The organism is Streptomyces sp. NPDC055025 (genome assembly GCF_053608565.1).
On record NZ_JBSGVS010000042.1, the window covers coordinates 14,603 to 32,706 of the forward strand.

Annotated in this window: 13 protein-coding genes; 3 read left to right on the forward strand and 10 right to left on the reverse strand. The window is 72.0% G+C overall.

Features of this window, described 5'->3' with window-relative positions:
- Positions 1-80: 80 nt before the first annotated feature.
- From tsaE to glmS, 6 genes are all read right to left on the reverse strand, one after another.
- Entirely contained in the window at positions 81-785 is a 705-nt protein-coding gene (gene tsaE, locus ACWGDX_RS24780; protein WP_453628889.1) for a tRNA (adenosine(37)-N6)-threonylcarbamoyltransferase complex ATPase subunit type 1 TsaE, read from the reverse strand.
- Positions 757-2,187, reverse strand: a complete 1,431-nt coding sequence (locus ACWGDX_RS24785; protein ID WP_453628960.1) for an alpha/beta fold hydrolase — start codon at positions 2,185-2,187, stop codon at positions 757-759. Before ACWGDX_RS24785 ends, tsaE begins: the two co-directional genes overlap by 29 nt.
- A 164-nt stretch (positions 2,188-2,351) precedes the next feature.
- A complete protein-coding gene (gene alr, locus ACWGDX_RS24790) occupies positions 2,352-3,545 on the reverse strand; it encodes an alanine racemase (protein ID WP_453628891.1) in 1,194 nt (397 codons plus the stop codon).
- A gap of 300 nt (positions 3,546-3,845) precedes the next feature.
- Positions 3,846-5,408 carry an NAD(P)H-hydrate dehydratase gene (locus ACWGDX_RS24795; protein ID WP_453628893.1) on the reverse strand — a complete coding sequence of 521 codons (1,563 nt, stop codon included), beginning with the start codon at positions 5,406-5,408 and terminating at the stop codon, positions 3,846-3,848.
- Between the two features lie 4 nt (positions 5,409-5,412).
- Positions 5,413-5,781, reverse strand: coding sequence for a holo-ACP synthase (locus tag ACWGDX_RS24800; RefSeq protein ID WP_363082536.1), 369 nt, complete (start codon positions 5,779-5,781; stop codon positions 5,413-5,415).
- A gap of 124 nt (positions 5,782-5,905) precedes the next feature.
- Positions 5,906-7,753, reverse strand: a complete 1,848-nt coding sequence (gene glmS, locus ACWGDX_RS24805; protein ID WP_365903725.1) for a glutamine--fructose-6-phosphate transaminase (isomerizing) — start codon at positions 7,751-7,753, stop codon at positions 5,906-5,908.
- Between the two features lie 164 nt (positions 7,754-7,917).
- On the opposite strand from glmS, the gene coaA reads away from it, so the two are divergent.
- The 3 genes from coaA (at position 7,918) to ACWGDX_RS24820 (ending at position 13,303) form a co-directional block, all read left to right on the forward strand.
- On the forward strand, positions 7,918-8,913 hold the full coding sequence (gene coaA / locus ACWGDX_RS24810) for a type I pantothenate kinase (RefSeq protein ID WP_453628894.1): 996 nt from the start codon (positions 7,918-7,920) through the stop codon (positions 8,911-8,913).
- Between the two features lie 97 nt (positions 8,914-9,010).
- Positions 9,011-10,036: a DUF389 domain-containing protein gene (locus ACWGDX_RS24815; protein ID WP_453628896.1), complete on the forward strand. Its 1,026-nt coding sequence runs from the start codon at positions 9,011-9,013 to the stop codon at positions 10,034-10,036.
- A gap of 234 nt (positions 10,037-10,270) precedes the next feature.
- Positions 10,271-13,303: an RING finger family 4 domain-containing protein gene (locus ACWGDX_RS24820; protein ID WP_453628898.1), complete on the forward strand. Its 3,033-nt coding sequence runs from the start codon at positions 10,271-10,273 to the stop codon at positions 13,301-13,303.
- Between the two features lie 184 nt (positions 13,304-13,487).
- Here ACWGDX_RS24820 and glmM read toward each other — a convergent pair whose 3' ends face one another.
- The 4 genes from glmM to ACWGDX_RS24840 form a co-directional block, all read right to left on the reverse strand.
- Positions 13,488-14,846 (reverse strand): phosphoglucosamine mutase, encoded by a 1,359-nt coding sequence (gene glmM, locus ACWGDX_RS24825; RefSeq protein WP_363080973.1) that lies wholly within the window; start codon positions 14,844-14,846, stop codon positions 13,488-13,490.
- Between the two features lie 191 nt (positions 14,847-15,037).
- The gene (gene rpsI / locus ACWGDX_RS24830; RefSeq protein WP_363080972.1) at positions 15,038-15,565 is read right to left on the reverse strand and encodes a 30S ribosomal protein S9; all 528 of its coding nucleotides are present in this window, start codon (positions 15,563-15,565) and stop codon (positions 15,038-15,040) included.
- A 42-nt stretch (positions 15,566-15,607) separates the two neighbouring features.
- Complete coding sequence (rplM, locus tag ACWGDX_RS24835; protein ID WP_363080971.1) at positions 15,608-16,051, reverse strand: 50S ribosomal protein L13; 444 nt, start codon at positions 16,049-16,051, stop codon at positions 15,608-15,610.
- 326 nt (positions 16,052-16,377) lie between these two features.
- Positions 16,378-17,997, reverse strand: coding sequence for an ABC-F family ATP-binding cassette domain-containing protein (locus ACWGDX_RS24840; protein WP_453628901.1), 1,620 nt, complete (start codon positions 17,995-17,997; stop codon positions 16,378-16,380).
- Positions 17,998-18,104: the final 107 nt, after the last annotated feature.

The following is an 18,104-nucleotide window of genomic DNA, read 5'->3' on the forward strand; positions in this document are numbered from 1 at the left end:
TGTCGGAACGTACGGAACGGCTGGCCGAAAAGGCCGTGGAAACGTTCGCCGAATCGGGGTACGCGGGCCCTGACCCAGGATCAGCGGGCGAGAATCCCGAAATCGGTCCCCGACCAGCGGCTGCCGATCCCTGTCACCGTGACGGTGCGCCGGTCGTCGTACTCCATCTCGCCGTTCTCCGTGGCCTCGCCGTTCTCCGTGGTCTCGTTCCCACCCCCGGCACCGCCCACCACCCGGTGGATCACCACGTGCAGCCGGGCGTCCGACAGTTCCTCGACCTTGCCGTCGCCCCACTCCACGACCACCACGGAGTCCGGCAGCGAGACATCCAGATCGAGGTCCTCCATCTCGTCCAGTCCCCCACCGAGCCGGTACGCGTCCACATGGACCAGCGCGGGACCGCCGACCAGGGACGGGTGGACGCGGGCGATCACAAAGGTGGGCGAGGTGACGGCGCCACGGACGCCGAGGCCCTCGCCGAGGCCACGGGCCAGGGTCGTCTTCCCCGCGCCGAGTTCGCCGGTGAGCATCACCAGATCACCGGGCCGGAGGAGGGTGGCGAGCCCCCGGCCCAGTTCCCGCATCCGCTCGGGGGAATCGACGGCGACGGTCGTGCCAGGCAGGGCGTCAGCCGTCTCCGGGAGGGCGTCAGACGTCTCCGGGACGGCGCCGGTCGTCTCCGGGAGGGCGCCGGTCGTCCCGGGAAGGGCGGCGGTCTCGGCCGGCTCGCTGGTACGGGCTGCCCCGAGGGCTGTCTCAGCCGCCGGGCTGTGCGGTGCTTCCATGTCTGCCAACGTTAGCCTCCGCGGGCACCGCACCCACTCTTGCGAGCAGGTCGGCGAGCCGGTCCGTGACGGCCTCGGGGTGCTCCAGCATCACGAGATGCCCGGCGTCCGGTACGAGCACCAGCTCCGCGTCCGGCAGCAGATCGGCGATGGCCTCGCTGTGCGAGCTGGGGGTGATCAGATCGCCCTCCCCGGCCAGGATCAGCGCCGGTACCTCCAGGAAGACCGAGAGCGCCTGCGCCTTGTCGTGGTCGGTGAAGGCCGGGTAGAACTCCGCGACCACATCGATCGGGGTGCCCTCGATGAGCCGCTCGGCGAACCGTACGACGGCGGGGTCCACGTCCTTCGAGCTGAAGGAGTACCGCTTGATCAGCCCGGCGAAGAGATCGGCGGTGGCCCGCCGCCCACGCTCGACCAGCTCGGCCTGGGAGCCGAGGGCCTTGAGCACACCGGGCAGGACACGGCGTACGGCGTTCACGCCCGCGACCGGCAGCCCGTAGTTGACCTCGCCGAGCTTTCCGCTGGACGTACCGACGAGGGCGACACCGACGACCCGTTCCCGTACCAGCTCGGGGAACTGGTCCGCCAGGGCCATCATCGTCATCCCGCCCATCGAGTGGCCGACCAGCACCAGCGGTCCTTCGGGCGCCGCCGCGTCGATCACGGCCTTGAGGTCGCGGCCGAGCTGCTCGATGGTGACGGGGACGGCGCCGGAGCCGCTCTGGCCGACACCGCGCGCGGAGCGGCCGTGGCTGCGCTGGTCCCAGTGGACGGTACGGACGAGTCCGCGCAGGGCGGCGCGCTGGAAGTGCCAGGAGTCCTGGTTGAGGCAGTAGCCGTGGCTGAAGACGACGGTCACGGGTACGGGGGCCTTGCGACCGAAGAGACGCCGACGGCGGGAGCCGCCCGGCGACGGTGCCGCGGCGCCCGACCCGGCCCCGGCAGTCGGCCCGGCCCCGGCAGTCGGCCCGACTCCGGCGACGGAGCCTGCTACGGACCCGGACCCGGGCCCGGACCCAGACCCGGTCGCCGACCGCGCGCCTGGAATCCCCAGGGTGCCTGGAATGACCGGAGAGCCCGGAATCCCCAGGACACCCGGAGCGCCCCGCGGACCGGTCGCGTCGGCCTCGTCGACCTCGTAGTACAGCTCCGTACCGTCGTCCGCGAGCGCCTTGCCCGGGGCGCCGCGCAACGCTCCGTACGGTCCCGACGCGTCGAGTGCGAGCCGTGCCCTTCTGCGCATGCCGCGGCCGACGGTCAGCCTCTCGATCGCCACACCGGCGGCGGCTCCGGCGGCGATCACGCCTATCGCGGCGCCCGCGACGCCTGCCTTGCGCCAGTTGCCGCTGATCGCTGCCGAGGCTGCCGATGCCGTAGCCACCGCGGCGGCCGTCGTGGCCACCGCGTCCCCCGCCGGGCTCTTCTCGCTCACGATCGCTCCTCGTCGTCCAGCCTTGCCTTCCCCACCGCGCCGCGCTTCACCCCGGAGAGATCACTCCGGTTGCGCGTTCACGCATCACGGGCGTTCACACGCGTTCACACGCGTTCGCAGGCATTCACAGGCGTTCACAAGTTTTCGTGCCCGTTCGCGTCGTTCGCGTCGTTCGACTCGTTCACATAGACACGGGGGACGCGAGAACCGATACGGGTGACGATCTCGTACGCGATGGTGTCGGCGGCCTCGGCCCAGTCCTCGGCCGTCGGCTCGCCCTGGTCGCCGGGGCCGAACAGAACGGCGGTTGCGCCCGGTTCGGGGGTGTCGCCCCCGAGGTCCACGACGAACTGGTCCATGGCGACCCGCCCGGCCACCCGCCGGGTGACCCCGCCGACGAGGACGGGACCACGGCCCGAGGCATGCCGGGGGATGCCGTCCGCGTATCCGAGGGGGACGAGCCCGAGGGTCGTCTCGCGCGGGGTGAGGTAGTGGTGGCCGTAGCTGACGCCATGGCCCGGGGGAACCTGCTTCACCAGGGCGACCGAGGCGGAGAGCGTCATGACGGGCCGCAGCCCGAAGTCCCGGGAGGTGCCGAGCGCCGGGCTGGGTGAGATGCCGTACATCGCGATACCGGTCCGTACGAGATCGAAGTGCGACTCGGGGACGGTGAGCGTGGCGGGCGAGTTGGCGATGTGCCGGACCTCGGGCTCGACGCCTTCCTTCTCGGCGTAGGCGACCATCGCGTGGAACGTGTCCAGTTGGGCGGCGATGGAGGGGTGGCCGGGCTCGTCGGCGCAGGCGAAGTGCGACCAGAGGCCGGTGATCCTGACCTGGCCGGCGGTCTGCGCGGCGAGCGCGGCACCGACGAGTTCCGGCCAGTCGGCGGGCTGGCAGCCGTTACGGCCGAGACCGGTGTCGGCCTTGAGCTGGATACGGGCGGGGCGGCCGGCCTCGCGGGCGGCGGCGGTCAGTTCGCGCAGGGCCCACATCCCGCTGACGGACATGTCGAGATCGGCCTCGATGGCTTCCCGCCAGGGGTCGCCGGGTGTCCACAGCCAGCAGAGCACCCGGCTCCGGATGCCCGCGGCCCGCAGGGCGAGCGCCTCGTGGGGGGTGGCGGTCCCCAGCCAGGTGGCCCCGGCGGCAAGGGCGGCACGCGCGACGGGCACCATGCCGTGGCCGTACGCGTCGGACTTCACGACACCCATCACCGCGGTGCCGGTGCCCACACGAGCGCGCAGGGCACGCACATTGCCCCGCAGGGCGCCGAGATCCACCTCGGCGCGGGCCCTGAGATGGGTCGAGGTCTGCATCATTCCGGTCATCACGGCCAGTCTCTCAGAGCTCCCGGACTGCCCCGGTCCGGTACGGTCCCGACCCGGGGCGGTCCAGGGGTCACAGGAATGACGAAGGACACTGGAATGACACGGGCCCGGTCCGAGACCCGAGCCAAGGCCCGGTCCCAGCCCCGAGCCAAGGCCCGATGCGAAGCCGGGCCACGACCCGAGCCGGGACCTGGTCCACGCCCCGAGCCCAGGCACCGGTCCACGCCCCGGGCCCAGGCCCGGTCCGCGACCCGCCTCAGGCCCGTACGGCCCGTACGGCCCGCCCTGGCACTCTGCCCCTCACCCCTTCACATTCCGCCACGCATCCGGCAGGTGGGCCGCCACGTCCAGGGCCGAGACCGGGGCGCCCTTCGAGGCGAGGCGGGCCGAGAGGCCGTGGAGGTAGGCCGCCGCAGACGCCGCGTCGCGGGGCGGGAGGCCCGTGGCCAGGAGCGCGCCGGAGAGGCCCGAGAGGATGTCGCCGCTGCCCGCCGTGGCGAGCCAGGGCGTGCCGGTCGGGTTGACGCGAACCGGAACGTCCTTGTCCGGATCGGCGATCAGCGTCGTGGAGCCCTTGAGCAGGACCGTGGCGCCGTAGCGGGACGCGAGTTCCCGTACGGCCGTCAGCCGGGCCGACTCGACTTCCTCCCGCGGCACACCCAGCAGCGCCGCCGCCTCGCCCGCGTGCGGGGTGAGCAGGGTCGGAGCGGTGCGTTTCCGTACCGTCGCCGCGTCCAGCAGCCGCAGGCCGTCCGCGTCCACCAGGACCGGTACGTCCGAGGCCAGTACCTCCGCCACCCCGTGTCCCTCGCCGACGTCCGGGCCCTCGCCCAGGCCCGGCCCGATCGCCCACGCCTGGACCCGGCCCGCCTTCGACGGCGGGCCCTCGTGCACCAGCGTCTCCGGGAAACGGGCGATCACCGCGTCGGCGCCGGGGCCCACGTACCGTACGGCTCCGGCCCCGCCGTGCAGCGCGCCCGCCACCGCGAGCACCGCCGCGCCCGGATAGCGCGCGGAGCCCGCGACGATCCCGACGACGCCGCGCCGGTACTTGTCGCTCTCGGCCGTCGGCACCGGCAGCAGCCGCGCGACGTCCGCGTGCTGGAGCGCCTCGAACTCGGCGACGGCCGGCAGATAGGGCCGTAGCCCGATGTCCACGAGCCGTACCGCGCTCGCGTGCTCGCGCGCGGGATCGATCAGCAGGCCCGGCTTGTACGTACCGAACGTGACCGTCACATCCGCGCGCACCGCCTCGCCCGCCACCTCGCCGCTGTCCGCCTCCACGCCACTGGGCAGATCGACGGCCACGACCACCGCGCCCGAATCCCGGGCCGCCCGTACCAGCGGCACCGCGTCGGGACGCAGCCCGCCGTGCCCGCCGATACCGGTGATGCCGTCCAGGACGAGATCGGCGGCGGCCAGTACGGCGAAGGGGCCGCCGGGGCGGACGGTAGCGCCGCCTGTACCGTCCGCTCCTGTACCGTCCGCGCCGCCGGCGCCCCTTCCGCCGGTACCGTCCGCGCCGTCCGCGACCCGGCCCTCCGCGACCCGGCCGCCGGCGCGGAGCAGCGCGGCGAGCCCGCCCGCGTGCGCCCGGTCGGGCGCGAGCAGGACCGCCGCGACACCGGCGCCTCTGCGGGCGAGGCGTGCCCCGGCGTACAGGGCGTCACCGCCGTTGTCCCCGCTCCCGGCGAGTACGACGACCCGCGCCCCGTACACCCGGCCCAGCAGGTCTCGCAGCAGACCGGCGCAGGCGACGGCGAGGCCGCCCGCGGCGCGCTGCATGAGCGCGTCGTCGGGCAGCCGCGCCATCAGCTCCCGTTCGGCGTTTCTGACGGTCTCCACGCTGTAAGCGATACGCATACGGTCAACCCTCCGCGATCACCACGGCCGACGCCACTCCCGCATCGTGACTGAGCGAGACATGCCAGCTCCGTACGCCCAGTTCGGCGGCGCGCGCCGCGACCGTACCGAGCACCCTCAGCCGCGGCTGCCCGCTGTCCTCCACGCACACCTCGGCGTCGGTCCAGCGCAGTCCGCCGGGCGCGCCAAGGGCTTTGGCCACGGCTTCCTTGGCGGCGAAGCGTGCCGCCAAGGAGGCCATACCGCGCCGCTCGCCGCTCGGGAGGTACAACTCCCGCTCGGAGAAGAGGCGTTCGCTCAGTTTCGGAGTCCGCGCCAAGGACTCCGCGAACCGGTCGATCTCCGCGACGTCAATCCCCACCCCGATGATCACTCCGCCATCCCTTCAATCAACGTCGCTCGACGATCGCCGGACCGTGAGCCGTGGACGAGCCGTGAGCCGTGGACGAGCCGTAAGCCGAACACGAGCCGGATCCATGATCCCGCCCCACTCCACCTCACTCCACCGTGACGGACTTCGCCAGATTCCTCGGCTGGTCGACCTCGTTGCCGCGCGCCGTCGCCAGCTCGCACGCGAACACCTGCAACGGCACGGTGGCGACCAGCGGCTGAAGGAGCGTCGGCGTCGCCGGGATCCTGATGAGATGGTCGGCGTACGGCACCACCGCCTCGTCGCCCTCCTCCGCGATCACGATGGTCCGGGCACCCCTGGCCCTGATCTCCTGGATGTTCGACACGATCTTGTCGTGCAGCACCGAGCGCCCGCGCGGCGACGGTACGACGACCACCACCGGCAGGTCCTCCTCGATGAGCGCGATCGGGCCGTGCTTCAGCTCACCGGCCGCGAATCCCTCGGCGTGCATGTACGCCAGTTCCTTGAGCTTGAGCGCGCCCTCCAGGGCGACCGGGTAGCCGACGTGCCGGCCCAGGAACAGCACCGTCCGCTTGTCCGCGAGCGAGCGCGCCAGCGCCCGTACCGGCTCCATCGTCTCCAGTACGCGCTCCACCTCGCCCGCGATCTGCGACAGGTCCTTGATGACGGCCCGGATCTCGTCGCCCCACTTCGTACCGCGCCGCTGGCCGAGATAGAGCGCCAGCAGATAGCAGGCGACGAGCTGGGTGAGGAACGCCTTGGTCGAGGCGACGGCGACCTCGGGGCCCGCGTGGGTGTAGAGGACCGCGTCCGACTCCCTCGGGATGGTCGAACCGTTCGTGTTGCAGATGGCCAGCACCTTCGCGCCCTGCTCACGGGCGTGGCGCAGGGCCATCAGGGTGTCCATGGTCTCGCCGGACTGCGAGATGGCGATCACCAGGGTGCGCCGGTCCAGGATGGGGTCGCGGTAGCGGAACTCGCTGGCCAGCTCCACCTCGCAGGGCATCCGCGTCCAGTGCTCGATGGCGTACTTCGCGATCAGTCCGGCGTGGAAGGCCGTGCCGCACGCCACGATGACGACCTTGTCGGCCTCGCGCAGCACCTCCTGCGGGATACGCAGTTCGTCTATGGTCAGCGCGCCCTGGGCGTCGATCCGGCCGAGGAGGGTGTCGGCGACGGCCTTGGGCTGCTCGGCGATCTCCTTGAGCATGAAGTAGTCGTAACCGCCCTTCTCGGCGGCCGACGCGTCCCAGTCCACGTGGTACGAGCGGACCTCGGCGGGGTCGCCCGCGAAGTCCGTCACCGTCACACCGTCGCGGCGCAGTTCGACGACCTGGTCCTGGCCCAGCTCGATCGCGGAGCGCGTATGGGCGATGAACGCGGCGACGTCCGAGGCGAGGAACGACTCGCCCTGTCCGACCCCGACCACCAGCGGTGAGTTGCGGCGTGCCCCGACCACCACGTCCGGCTCGTCCGCGTGCACGGCGACCAGGGTGAAGGCGCCTTCCAGCCGACGGCAGACCTGGCGCATCGACTCGGCGAGATCGCCGCACGAGGAGAAGGCCTCGGCGAGGAGGTGCGAGACGACCTCGGTGTCGGTCTCCGACCCGAGATCGTGGCCGCGGTCGGCCAGCTCGGCCCGGAGGGCGGCGAAGTTCTCGATGATCCCGTTGTGGACGACGGCGACGCGCCCGGCGTTGTCGAGATGGGGATGGGCGTTGGCGTCGGTCGGCCCGCCGTGCGTGGCCCACCGGGTGTGTCCGATGCCGGTGAGTCCGGCCGGCAGCGGCCGTTCCACCAGCTCCTTCTCCAGATTGACGAGCTTGCCCGCCTTCTTCGCGGCGGCCAGCCCCCCATCGGCGAGCACGGCGACCCCGGCCGAGTCGTACCCGCGGTATTCGAGCCGCTTGAGGCCCGCGATGACCACATCAAGCGCCGACTGTCCGCCGACGTAACCCACGATTCCGCACATGTCGGCAGCCTACGGCGCCCACCCCCGCCCCTCCCGTAACCGCGAACCCCCCCACCCCCGTCCCACCCCCCGAGTACCTCGTCCGGCCCCGGCCGCCCCGCCCGGCGCCCGGTACGTGACCGAGCACACCCTCCGGGAGTGGCGGTCGGAGACGACAATGAGGCGTGATCAATTCGTCGCCACGAAGTGTCCTCCGCCGGGGGGAGCATGGGCCGACCCCGTATGTGGATCTGAGCCGGGACGAGTGGAGCGCGTTGCGGGAGAAGACTCCGTTGCCGCTGACCGCCGGGGAGGTGGAGCGGTTGCGGGGGCTGGGGGATGTCATCGATCTCGACGAGGTGCGGGACGTCTATCTGCCGTTGTCGCGGCTGCTGAATCTCTATGTCCAGGCCACGGCCGGGCTGCGGGGTGCGCTCAACACCTTTCTCGGGGACGCGGGCAACGGGCACGGCGCGCAGCGCGGTACGCCGTTCGTCATAGGGGTCGCCGGGAGTGTGGCCGTGGGGAAGTCGACGGTGGCCCGGCTGTTGCAGGCGCTGCTCGCGCGGTGGCCCGAGCATCCGCGGGTCGAGCGCGTCACCACCGACGGCTTTCTGCTGCCGATGGAGGAGCTGAAGGCGCGCGGGCTGATGTCGAGGAAGGGCTTCCCCGAGTCGTACGACCGGCGGGCCCTGACCCGGTTCGTCGCCGACATCAAGGCGGGCAGGGACGAGGTCACCGCGCCCGTCTACTCGCATCTCATCTACGACATCGTGCCGGGCGAGCTGCTGACGGTACGGCGTCCCGACATCCTGATCGTCGAGGGGCTCAACGTCCTCCAGCCGGCGCTGCCCGGCAAGGACGGCAGGACGCAGGTCGGGCTCGCGGACTACTTCGACTTCAGTGTGTACGTGGACGCCCGCGCCGAGGACATCGAGAGCTGGTATCTGAACCGGTTCCGCAAGCTCCGCGAGACGGCGTTCCAGAACCCGGCCTCGTACTTCACGAAGTACACCCGGGTCTCCGAGGACGAGGCCCTGGAGTACGCCCGCACCATGTGGCGGACCATCAACCGGCCCAATCTGCTGGAGAACGTCGCCCCCACCCGCAGCCGTGCCACGCTGGTGCTGCGCAAGGGTCCCGACCACAAGGTCCAGCGGCTCTCGCTCCGTAAGCTCTGAGCGCCCGGAAGCCCGGCCGCCCGGAAGCCCGACCGCCCGACCCCCGACCGCCCGACCGTCCGAACCCCGAGGACCCGAACCCCGAGGAGCCGTTCGCTTGCTGCATCTGCGTCTGCTGGTGCCCGCCGGCCGTACCGACGAGGTCGTACGGACCGTCGAGAGCACGGTCGGTACGGCCCATCTCGCCGTCGTGCCCGGTGCGGCACGCGATCCGCGGGGCGATCTGGTCATGTGCGACGTGGCGCGCGAGGCGGGCGACGAGCTGATATCGCGCCTGCGCGCCCTCGGCATCGACGAGACCGGCTCGATCAGCGTCGAGAACATCGATCTGACGCTCTCCAGGCGGGCGGAGGAGGCGGAGGAGGAAGCTCCGGGCGAGGGCGCCGACGCCGTGCTGTGGGAGCAGTTGGAGGACGTGACCCACGAGGAGTCCACGCTTTCCCTCACCTATCTCGCGTTCCTCTCCCTCGCGACGATGATCGCGGCCTGCGGTGTGGTGCTGGACAACGCGATCCTGATCGTGGGCGCGATGGCGGTCGGCCCGGAGTTCGGCCCGCTGGCCGGGGTCTGTACGGCGCTGGTGCAGCGCGCCCCGCGGCTGGCGTGGCGCTCGCTGGTCGCGGTCGTCGGCGGTTTCGCGGTGGCGATGGCGCTGACGACGGCGTTCAGTGTGCTGATGGACGCCTTCGGGCTCTTCACGCCCGCCATGCTGGCGGCCGAGCGCGCGAACACCTCCTTCATCTGGAATCCCGATCCGTTCTCGCTGGTCGTCGCCGTGCTCGCGGGCGTCGCCGGGATGCTCTCGCTGACCTCCGCCCGGTCGGGCGCGCTGGTCGGGGTCGCGATCTCGGTGACGACCGTCCCCGCCGCCGCCAACGCGGCGGTCGCGCTCGGGTACGGCGACTTCGACCAGGTCTGGGGCTCCAGCGGCCAGCTCCTGGTGAATCTGGCGGGCATCCTGGTCGCGGGCACGCTCACGCTGTTCGCCCAGAAGGGACTGTGGGCGCTGGCTCAGCGGCGACGGACAGCGCGCGGCGGCGACAAGAGGCGCACCGGGCGCGAGCGCCGCACCGGGGCCGGGACCGGGACCGGTCTCGGGACCGGAGGCACGCCGCCGGTGTGACGAAGAGCCGCGCGGAATCCCAGGTGCGCCGAGCCTCGCCTCATTGATACCTTCAGCGAGCGCCGGGCGGCTCCCGGACGTGCTTCCTTCTCTTTCACTGCAAATGAAACCCGAGCGCGTCAACCTTCCGCCCCGCGCACCTACTTCAGCGCCGCGTCGCCCGTACGGAAGTACAGGGCGACGCGGCGTCTTGCGCCCGGCGGCCCGCCGGGCACCCGGGGGGGACCGACGGATATGACCACCACCACGCGCCCGGACGGTACGGGCACGGACGACGCGAACGACGCCGGCGCACGCGGCCTCGCCGGTACGCTGCTGCTCCGCCGGGGCGCCGTGTATCTGCCCGCGGCCGGCATCGCCCCCGCGCCGGAGAGCCCGGCTGCCGCGCCGGAGAGCCCGACTGCCATGCCGGGGAGCCCGACTGCCGTACCGGGGAGCCACGCGGGCGTCGCGCTGCTGGAGGCCGATCTCCTTGAGCGCGGCTTCCTGCTCTCCGCACCTCTGCGTCAGGCGTTGGCCGCGCGGACCGCCGGGGCACTGGCCGCCGCCGGGCGCGCGCTGCTCACGGACATCGACGGGGCGATCGGCTCGGACCGTGATCACACGCCCCTGTTCCGCCGTTTCCCGGACAGCACACCGCGTGACACGCGCGGGTACTTCGTCAACCGGGTGCTGACCCTGCTCTTCCAGCACCCGCATCAGCCGTGCGTCCTGTGCGGGGCTGTCGACACCGTCCACGCCGTCTCGCCCTGCGCGCATCTGGTCTGCCGGAACTGCTTCGACGGATCGGACTTCTCCGCCTGCCCCGTCTGCCACCGCACCCTCCGCACCGGCGACCCGTTCCTGCGGCCTTCCCGGCCGCGTCTCACCTTCCGGCGGAGCCAGGCCCTCCCGGAGCGGGCGCGGGTCCTCTCGTACGGAGGCGACCTCGCCGCGCGCACCGAGGCCGCCGGGGAGGAACTGCGCGGGCTTCTCGCCCGTACCGTCGCGCTCTCCCCGCAGGAGACGAGCGATCTCGCCGTCCTCCTCGGCACCCGTACCCGCACCGAGCTGGACTGGCTGCCCGCCACCCTTCCGGGCCGGGAGACCAAGGCGCGGGTCCTGGCCTGGCTGCTGCACGCGCCGGAGACCCGGGCCGCCGTACTGCCCGCCGTCACCGCCCGTCTGGACACGGCCACCGACATCCTGCGGCTGCTCGCCGTCCTGTCGGGCGGCGAGCCCCTGCCGGCGGGAATGCCCCGTATCGCGCCCGTCCCGCGCCCGGTGCGCCGGGCCCTGCTCGCCGCCCTCGACGCGCTCGACCCGGCGCGCGCCGTCGCCGACATGCGCCGCTACCGGCCCCTGTGGATCCGTGCGGCCCACGCGCTGCACCCCTTCGAGCACGCGGCCCGCCACCCGCGCGCCGCTCTCGCCGTGGCGGCGCTGCGCGGGACCGAACTGTCGGACGACCGCCTGGGGGCCACGCTGCGTACGGCCGCGGAGACGACCGCCGACGTCGAGGTGTCCGCAGGCCCCGGCACGACGGACGGCGATGCCCCGACCGGCGGCCCCGGCACGACCAGCGACGGTGGCCCGACCAGCGGTCCCGGCACAACCGGCGGTCCCGGCACAACCGGCGGCGATGTCACGACCGGCGGCGACACGACCGGTAGGGCCGGTACGGTCGGTGCGTCCGGCGCGGCCGGCACATCCCGCACGGTCGGTGCGTCCGGCGCCAAGGTCACCCTGAACGCCTGGGGCCGCCGTGTCGAGATCGCTCTCACCGACCGCGACATCCCCGCCGCCACCGCCCTGCTCTCCCAGCGGCCGGGCGAGCTGCTGCGCCGGCTCGACCATCTGCTGCGGCTGGCCGGGCCCGACGGCGGCGGCATCGTCGTGGACGCGCTCGCCGCCGCGCTGCCGCGCGTGTCCCCGGCCGTGCTGCTCTCCACGCTGGGCGCGGTACGCAGCCGCCTCGGGCCCCGGGATCTCCTCCGCGTCTTCTTCCCGAAGGGCGGCGGCGCGCGGGTGTATGTGAGCGAGGACACCCGGGCACCGCTGCCCGCGGGCCCGGCCGAGGACGCCGTCCGCGCGCTCACCGCCGAAGTGGTACGACGCGCCGCCGCGCGGGGCCCGGTCGGTCTGGCCGTCGTGGACGCCGGGCTGGACGGGGTGATCGCGCCGTTCACGGAACGGACCGCGTCCCGGGCGCTGGTGACACTCCCGCGCGGCAGCGAGCTGCCTCTGCCGGAGACACACGGCGGCCCGGGTGCTGTTCCCGCCGGGAACAGCACCGGCACCGCCGGGAAGACCCTCAGGCTGTTCCTCCACTGGATGGAGAGCGACACCTCGGGCCGTACCGACCTGGACCTCTCCCTCGCCCTGTTCGACGAGCGGTGGGAGCACATCGGCACCTGCGACTACACGGAGCTGCGCTTCGCCGGCACCGGAGCGGTGCACTCCGGCGATCTGACGAGCGCGCCTCCCCCGCGCGGGGCGAGCGAGTTCATCGATCTGGACCTCGCCCGGCTGGAGAAGGCCGGCGCGCGGTACGCGGTCGCGCTCTGCCTCTCCTACAACAACGTGCCGTTCGCCGAACTGGGCGAGGCCTTCGCCGGGTTCATGGTCCGGGACGAACCGCCCGGCCACGGCAAGATCTTCGATCCGCGTACGGTCGAGCAGCGCTTCGATCTGACCGGTACGTCCCGGGCGTGTGTACCGCTGCTCCTGGACATACCGGGCCGGACGATGCGCTGGCTGGATGTCGTCCAGGGTGTGTCCGGCACCCACCACGCGGTACACCGGTATGTGGACGGGATCGCGCTGCTCGGCCGGAGTCTCAACGACCTGTTCGCGTCGGGCGCACGCGTCGGCCTCGGCGAACTGGCGGTCTGGCAGGCTGCCGCGCGTGCCCGCACGGTCGTCGTCCGCCACACCGACGGTTCGGCGAGTACGTACCGCAGGCACGAGGGCGAGGACGCCCCGGCCTTCGCGGCCCGTATCGGGACCCCGGACCAGGATCCCGTGGACGACCTCGATCCGGACCTGAGCCCGGACCTGGGCGCGGACCCGGACCTGAGCCCGGACCCGGATCTGGGCCTGGGCCTGGATCTGGGCCTGGGCCTGGGCCTCGACCTGACCGGGGCCGAGCTGGCCTTCCTCGTACGCGGGGACATCGCCCTGACCGGGGGCTCCCAGGTGTACGCCCTGCATCCGGCCGGGCTGAACGCCGACGCGGTACGTCTGCTGACGGCCACCGACGTGGTCAACACGCTGGCTGTCACGTAAGCCCGGACCGACAGCGAACGGTGTGCGGGGACGGCCGGACCCGGCCGCCCCCGCACACCGTTCGAAACCCGGCCCCCGCACACCGTTCGAAACCCGGCCGCCGACAGCCGCCGGATCGTTCCTTCTCAGTCATGGCCGGGCGATCCGAAGGCGCACCACCCGTCCGCCGAGCGCGGACCGTCCGTCAGCCCAGCGCCGACTTCACCACGTCCGCCAAGCGGCTCGCCACCGAGCTCGCCTGGTCGATGTCCGGCGCCTCGACCATGACCCGTACCAGCGGTTCCGTACCCGAGGGGCGGAGCAGGACCCGGCCCGTGGTGCCGAGCTCGGATTCCGCCTCGGACACCGCCGCCGCCAGCTCCGCCGAGGTGTGCACCCGCGATTTGTCGACATCGGGCACATTGACCAGCACCTGCGGCAGCCGCCGCATCACACCCGCGAGATCCGCGAGCGTACGGCCGGTCGCCGCGACCCGGGCCGCCAGCAGCAGACCGGTCAGCGTGCCGTCGCCGGTCGTCGCGTGGTCGAGGACGATGACATGGCCCGACTGCTCGCCGCCGAGGGCGTAGCCGTGCTCCTTCATCGACTCCAGCACATACCGGTCGCCGACCGCCGTCTCCACGAGATGGATGCCCTCGCGCTCCATCGCGATCTTGAAGCCGAGGTTGGCCATCACCGTGCCGACCACCGCGTCTCCGCGCAGTGTGCCCGCCTCGCGCATCGCCAGGGCCAGCACCGCGAGGATCTGGTCGCCGTCGACCTCCTCGCCCGCCGCGTCCACCGCGAGACAGCGGTCCGCGTCGCCGTCGTGCGCGATGCCGAAGTGCGCGCCGTGCTCCACGACCGCGGCCTTCAGCGGGGCGAGATGCGTGGAGCCGCAGCCGTCGTTGATGTTGAGCCCGTCCGGCTCCGCGCCGATCGTGATCACTTCGGCCCCGGCCCGGGTGAAGGCCTCGGGTGAGACCCTGGCCGCCGCGCCGTGTGCCTCGTCGAGGACGACCTTGAGCCCGTCGAGCCGGTTCGGCAGCACCCCGATGAGATGCGCCACATACCGGTCGAAGCCCTCGTCGTACGTACGGACCCGGCCCACGCCGGAGCCCGTCGGGCGCTCCCACGGCGCGCCGGTGCGGTGGAGTTCGTACAGCGCCTCGATCCGGTCCTCCAGCTCGTCCGCGAGCTTGTGCCCGCCGCGCGCGAAGAACTTGACGCCGTTGTCCGGCATGGCGTTGTGGCTCGCGGACAGCATCACGCCGAGGTCGGCGCCCAACGCGCCGGTGAGATACGCCACCGCGGGGGTGGGCAGCACACCGACGCGCAGGACGTCCACGCCCGCGCTCGCGAGTCCGGCCACGACCGCGGCCTCCAGGAACTCACCGGAGGCGCGTGGATCACGCCCGACCACCGCCGTGGGCCGATGCCCGTCGAACGTCCCCACCTCGGCGAGCACATGTGCCGCCGCGACCGACAGACCGAGCGCCAGCTCCGCCGTCAGATCGGCGTTGGCGACACCGCGCACGCCGTCCGTACCGAAGAGTCGTCCCACAGCTCTCCCTCCGAGAACACTCCGAGCCGTCACCGCTCCGAGCGAAAATGCTCCGAAAATGCAAACTATTGAGCGCCTGATGCTGTTATACGCCCGAGATCGCCAAGAAAACGAACGCCCCGGCAGCACGGAGTGCCGCCGGGGCGAACGAATGCCGTAGAGGCGTAATGCCTGGACCGGCCAGCGAGCGATTAGCGCTTGCTGTACTGCGGGGCCTTACGGGCCTTCTTGAGACCGGCCTTCTTGCGCTCGACGGCGCGGTCGTCGCGGCTCAGGAAGCCGGCCTTCTTCAGCGGGGCGCGGTTGTTGTCCACGTCCGCCTCGTTCAGCGCACGGGCCACACCGAGGCGCAGCGCGCCGGCCTGGCCGGAGACGCCGCCACCCGAGATACGGGCGATGACGTCGTAGCGGTTGTCCAGTTCGAGCACCTTGAAGGGCTCGTTGACTTCCTGCTGGTGCACCTTGTTGGGGAAGTAGTCCTCAAGGGTGCGACCGTTGATCTTCCACTTTCCGCTGCCCGGGACGATCCGGACGCGGGCGATGGCGTTCTTGCGACGGCCCAGGCCGGCGGCCGGCTGCGGGTCGCCGAAGCGGGATGCCAGGGACTCGGAGGTGTACTCACCCTCGACGGGGACCTCCGACTCGAAGGTCGTCACCGCGTCGAAGGTCTCTTCGGCCTCCGCGCTTTCGACGGGGTTCTCAACAGTGGTCTCGGCCACGATGCTCCTCAGATTTCTTTTCGTCTTAGGGGGTGGCCGGAACTACTGCGCGACCTGGGTGATCTCGAACGGGACCGGCTGCTGAGCGGTGTGCGGGTGCTGGTCGCCCGCGTAGACCTTCAGCTTCGAGAGCATCTGACGGCCCAGGGTGTTCTTGGGGAGCATGCCCTTGACGGCCTTCTCGACGGCCTTCTCGGGGTTCTTGGCGAGCAGCTCGTCATAGCGGACGGAACGCAGACCACCCGGGTAGCCGGAGTGGCGGTACGCCATCTTCTGGGTCCGCTTGTTGCCGGACAGGTGCACCTTGTCCGCGTTGATGATGATGACGAAGTCACCGGTGTCAACGTGCGGCGCGTAGATGGGCTTGTGCTTGCCCCGGAGAAGGGTGGCGGCGGTGGTCGCCAGACGGCCCAGGACGATGTCCTGCGCGTCGATGATGTGCCACTGGCGCGTCACATCGCCGGGCTTGGGGCTGTACGTACGCACGGTCGTAGCCTTCGCTTCTTCAGTGATGGGGTCTCCGCGGGCCCGCGAGGGCCTGGGGGACGGGTCCTGTACAAGGCCACCCGGACGATCACGACAGCCTTGGCCTGCACACGGGGACGCAACCCGTTGCCTGCCGCTGGTCATCGGCCCGGTGGACCGGCGTAAGGGCCCCTCGCGTGAGAACGACCAAGCCAATACGCATAACGAACCAGAAGAATACCGTCGGTGCCTCGCACTGGTCAAAACGGGGGGTGCGGACCCGGGGCCCGGCCCCCGGACCCCGTCCCCGGACGCCGTCCCCGGACGCCGTCCCCGGACGCCGGCGGCTACCGCGCCCGGACCACCCTGCGCTCGTCCCACACCGGCTCCGGGGTCTCCCGTACGACACCGTCCGAGCCGAACACCAGATACCGGTCGAAGGAGCGCGCGAACCAGCGGTCGTGGGTGACCGCGAGCACCGTGCCCTCGTACGCCTCCAGGCCCTCCTGAAGGGCCTCCGCCGACTCCAGGTCCAGGTTGTCCGTCGGCTCGTCCAGCAGCAGCGCCGTCGTGCCCCGCAGCTCCAGCAGCAGGATCTGGAAGCGCGCCTGCTGACCGCCCGAGAGCTTCTCGAAGGCCTGGTCGCCCTGGCGCTCCAGCTCGTACCGGCGCAGCACGCTCATCGCGCCGCCCCGGTCCCTGGCGTGCTCCGTCCACAGGATGTCGACCAGCGTGCGTCCCAGCAGCTCCGGGTGGGCGTGGGTCTGCGCGAAGTGGCCCGGCACCACCCGGGCGCCCAGCTTCCACTTGCCCTCGTGACGGACGTCCTCCCCGGCCAGCAGCCGCAGGAAGTGCGACTTGCCGGAGCCGTTCGAGCCGAGGACCGCCACCCGCTCCCCGTAGTAGACCTCCAGCGAGAACGGCTTCATCAGCCCGGTCAGCTCCAGACCCTCGCAGGTCAGGGCACGTACGCCGGTGCGCCCGCCGCGCAGCCGCATGGTGATCTCCTGCTCGCGCGGCGGCTCCGGGGGCGGCCCGGCGTCCTCGAACTTCTTGAAGCGCGTCTGCATCGCCCGGTAGCGCGAGGCCATGTCGGGGCTGATCGCCGCCTGCTGCCGCAGCCGGTGCACCAGCGCCTTCAGCCGGGCGTGCTCCTCGTCCCAGCGCCGCTTCAGCTCCTCGAAGCGGGCGAAGCGCTCCTTGCGCGCCGCGTGGTACGTGCCGAACCCGGCGCCGTGCACCCATACGTCGGAGCCGGCCGGGCCGGGCTCCACGCTCACGATCTTCTCGGCCGCGGTGGCCAGCAGCTCCCGGTCGTGGGAGACGAAGAGAACCGTCTTACGGGTCTCCTTGAGGCGTTCCTCCAGCCAGCGCTTGCCGGGCACGTCCAGATAGTTGTCCGGCTCGTCCAGGAGCAGCACCTCGTCGGGCCCGCGCAGCAGCGCCTCCAGCACCAGCCGCTTCTGCTCGCCGCCGCTGAGGGTGCGCAGCTCGCGCCACTGCGCCTTCTCGTACGGGACGCCGAGCGCGGCCGTGGTGCACATGTCCCAGACGGTCTCGGCCTCGTAGCCACGCGCCTCGGCCCAGTCGCTGAGCGCCTGCGCGTACCGCATCTGCGCGGCCTCGTCGTCGACGGTCATGATCCCGTGCTCGGCGTCGTCGACCGCGGCCGCGGCCTCCCGGATACGCGGTTGCGCGACCGAGACCAGCAGGTCGCGGACCGTACGCTCGTCGCGCACCGAGCCCACGAACTGCGACATCACACCGAGTCCGCCGCTGACGGTCACGGTGCCCCCGTGCGGTTGCAGATCCCCCGCGATCAGCCGGAGCAGTGTGGTCTTGCCCGCGCCGTTGGCCCCGACGAGGGCGACGACGGCCCCCTCGCCGACACGGAACGAGGCGTCGCCGAGCAGCACCCGTCCGTCGGGGAGGTAGTACTCCAGATGCGCGGCCTCAAGATGTCCCATGGTCCGCATTGTCGGGGCAGGCGCCGCCGGAACCCAATCCTTTTCCGCCCGCCCTTTTCCGTCTTCTTCCGCCCGCCCCTTTCCCTCTTCGCCCTCCGGGGCACAAC

What these genes read in the sequence shown, in the direction of transcription:
- tsaE (WP_453628889.1), bottom strand. Translation starts at nt 785, where the DNA reads ATGGAAGCACCGCACAGCCCGGCGGCTGAGACAGCCCTCGGGGCAGCC.
- alr (WP_453628891.1), bottom strand. Translation starts at nt 3,545, where the DNA reads ATGACCGGAATGATGCAGACCTCGACCCATCTCAGGGCCCGCGCCGAG.
- ACWGDX_RS24795 (WP_453628893.1), bottom strand. Translation starts at nt 5,408, where the DNA reads ATGCGTATCGCTTACAGCGTGGAGACCGTCAGAAACGCCGAACGGGAG.
- glmS (WP_365903725.1), bottom strand. Translation starts at nt 7,753, where the DNA reads ATGTGCGGAATCGTGGGTTACGTCGGCGGACAGTCGGCGCTTGATGTG.
- ACWGDX_RS24820 (WP_453628898.1), top strand. Translation starts at nt 10,271, where the DNA reads ATGACCACCACCACGCGCCCGGACGGTACGGGCACGGACGACGCGAAC.
- ACWGDX_RS24840 (WP_453628901.1), bottom strand. Translation starts at nt 17,997, where the DNA reads ATGGGACATCTTGAGGCCGCGCATCTGGAGTACTACCTCCCCGACGGA.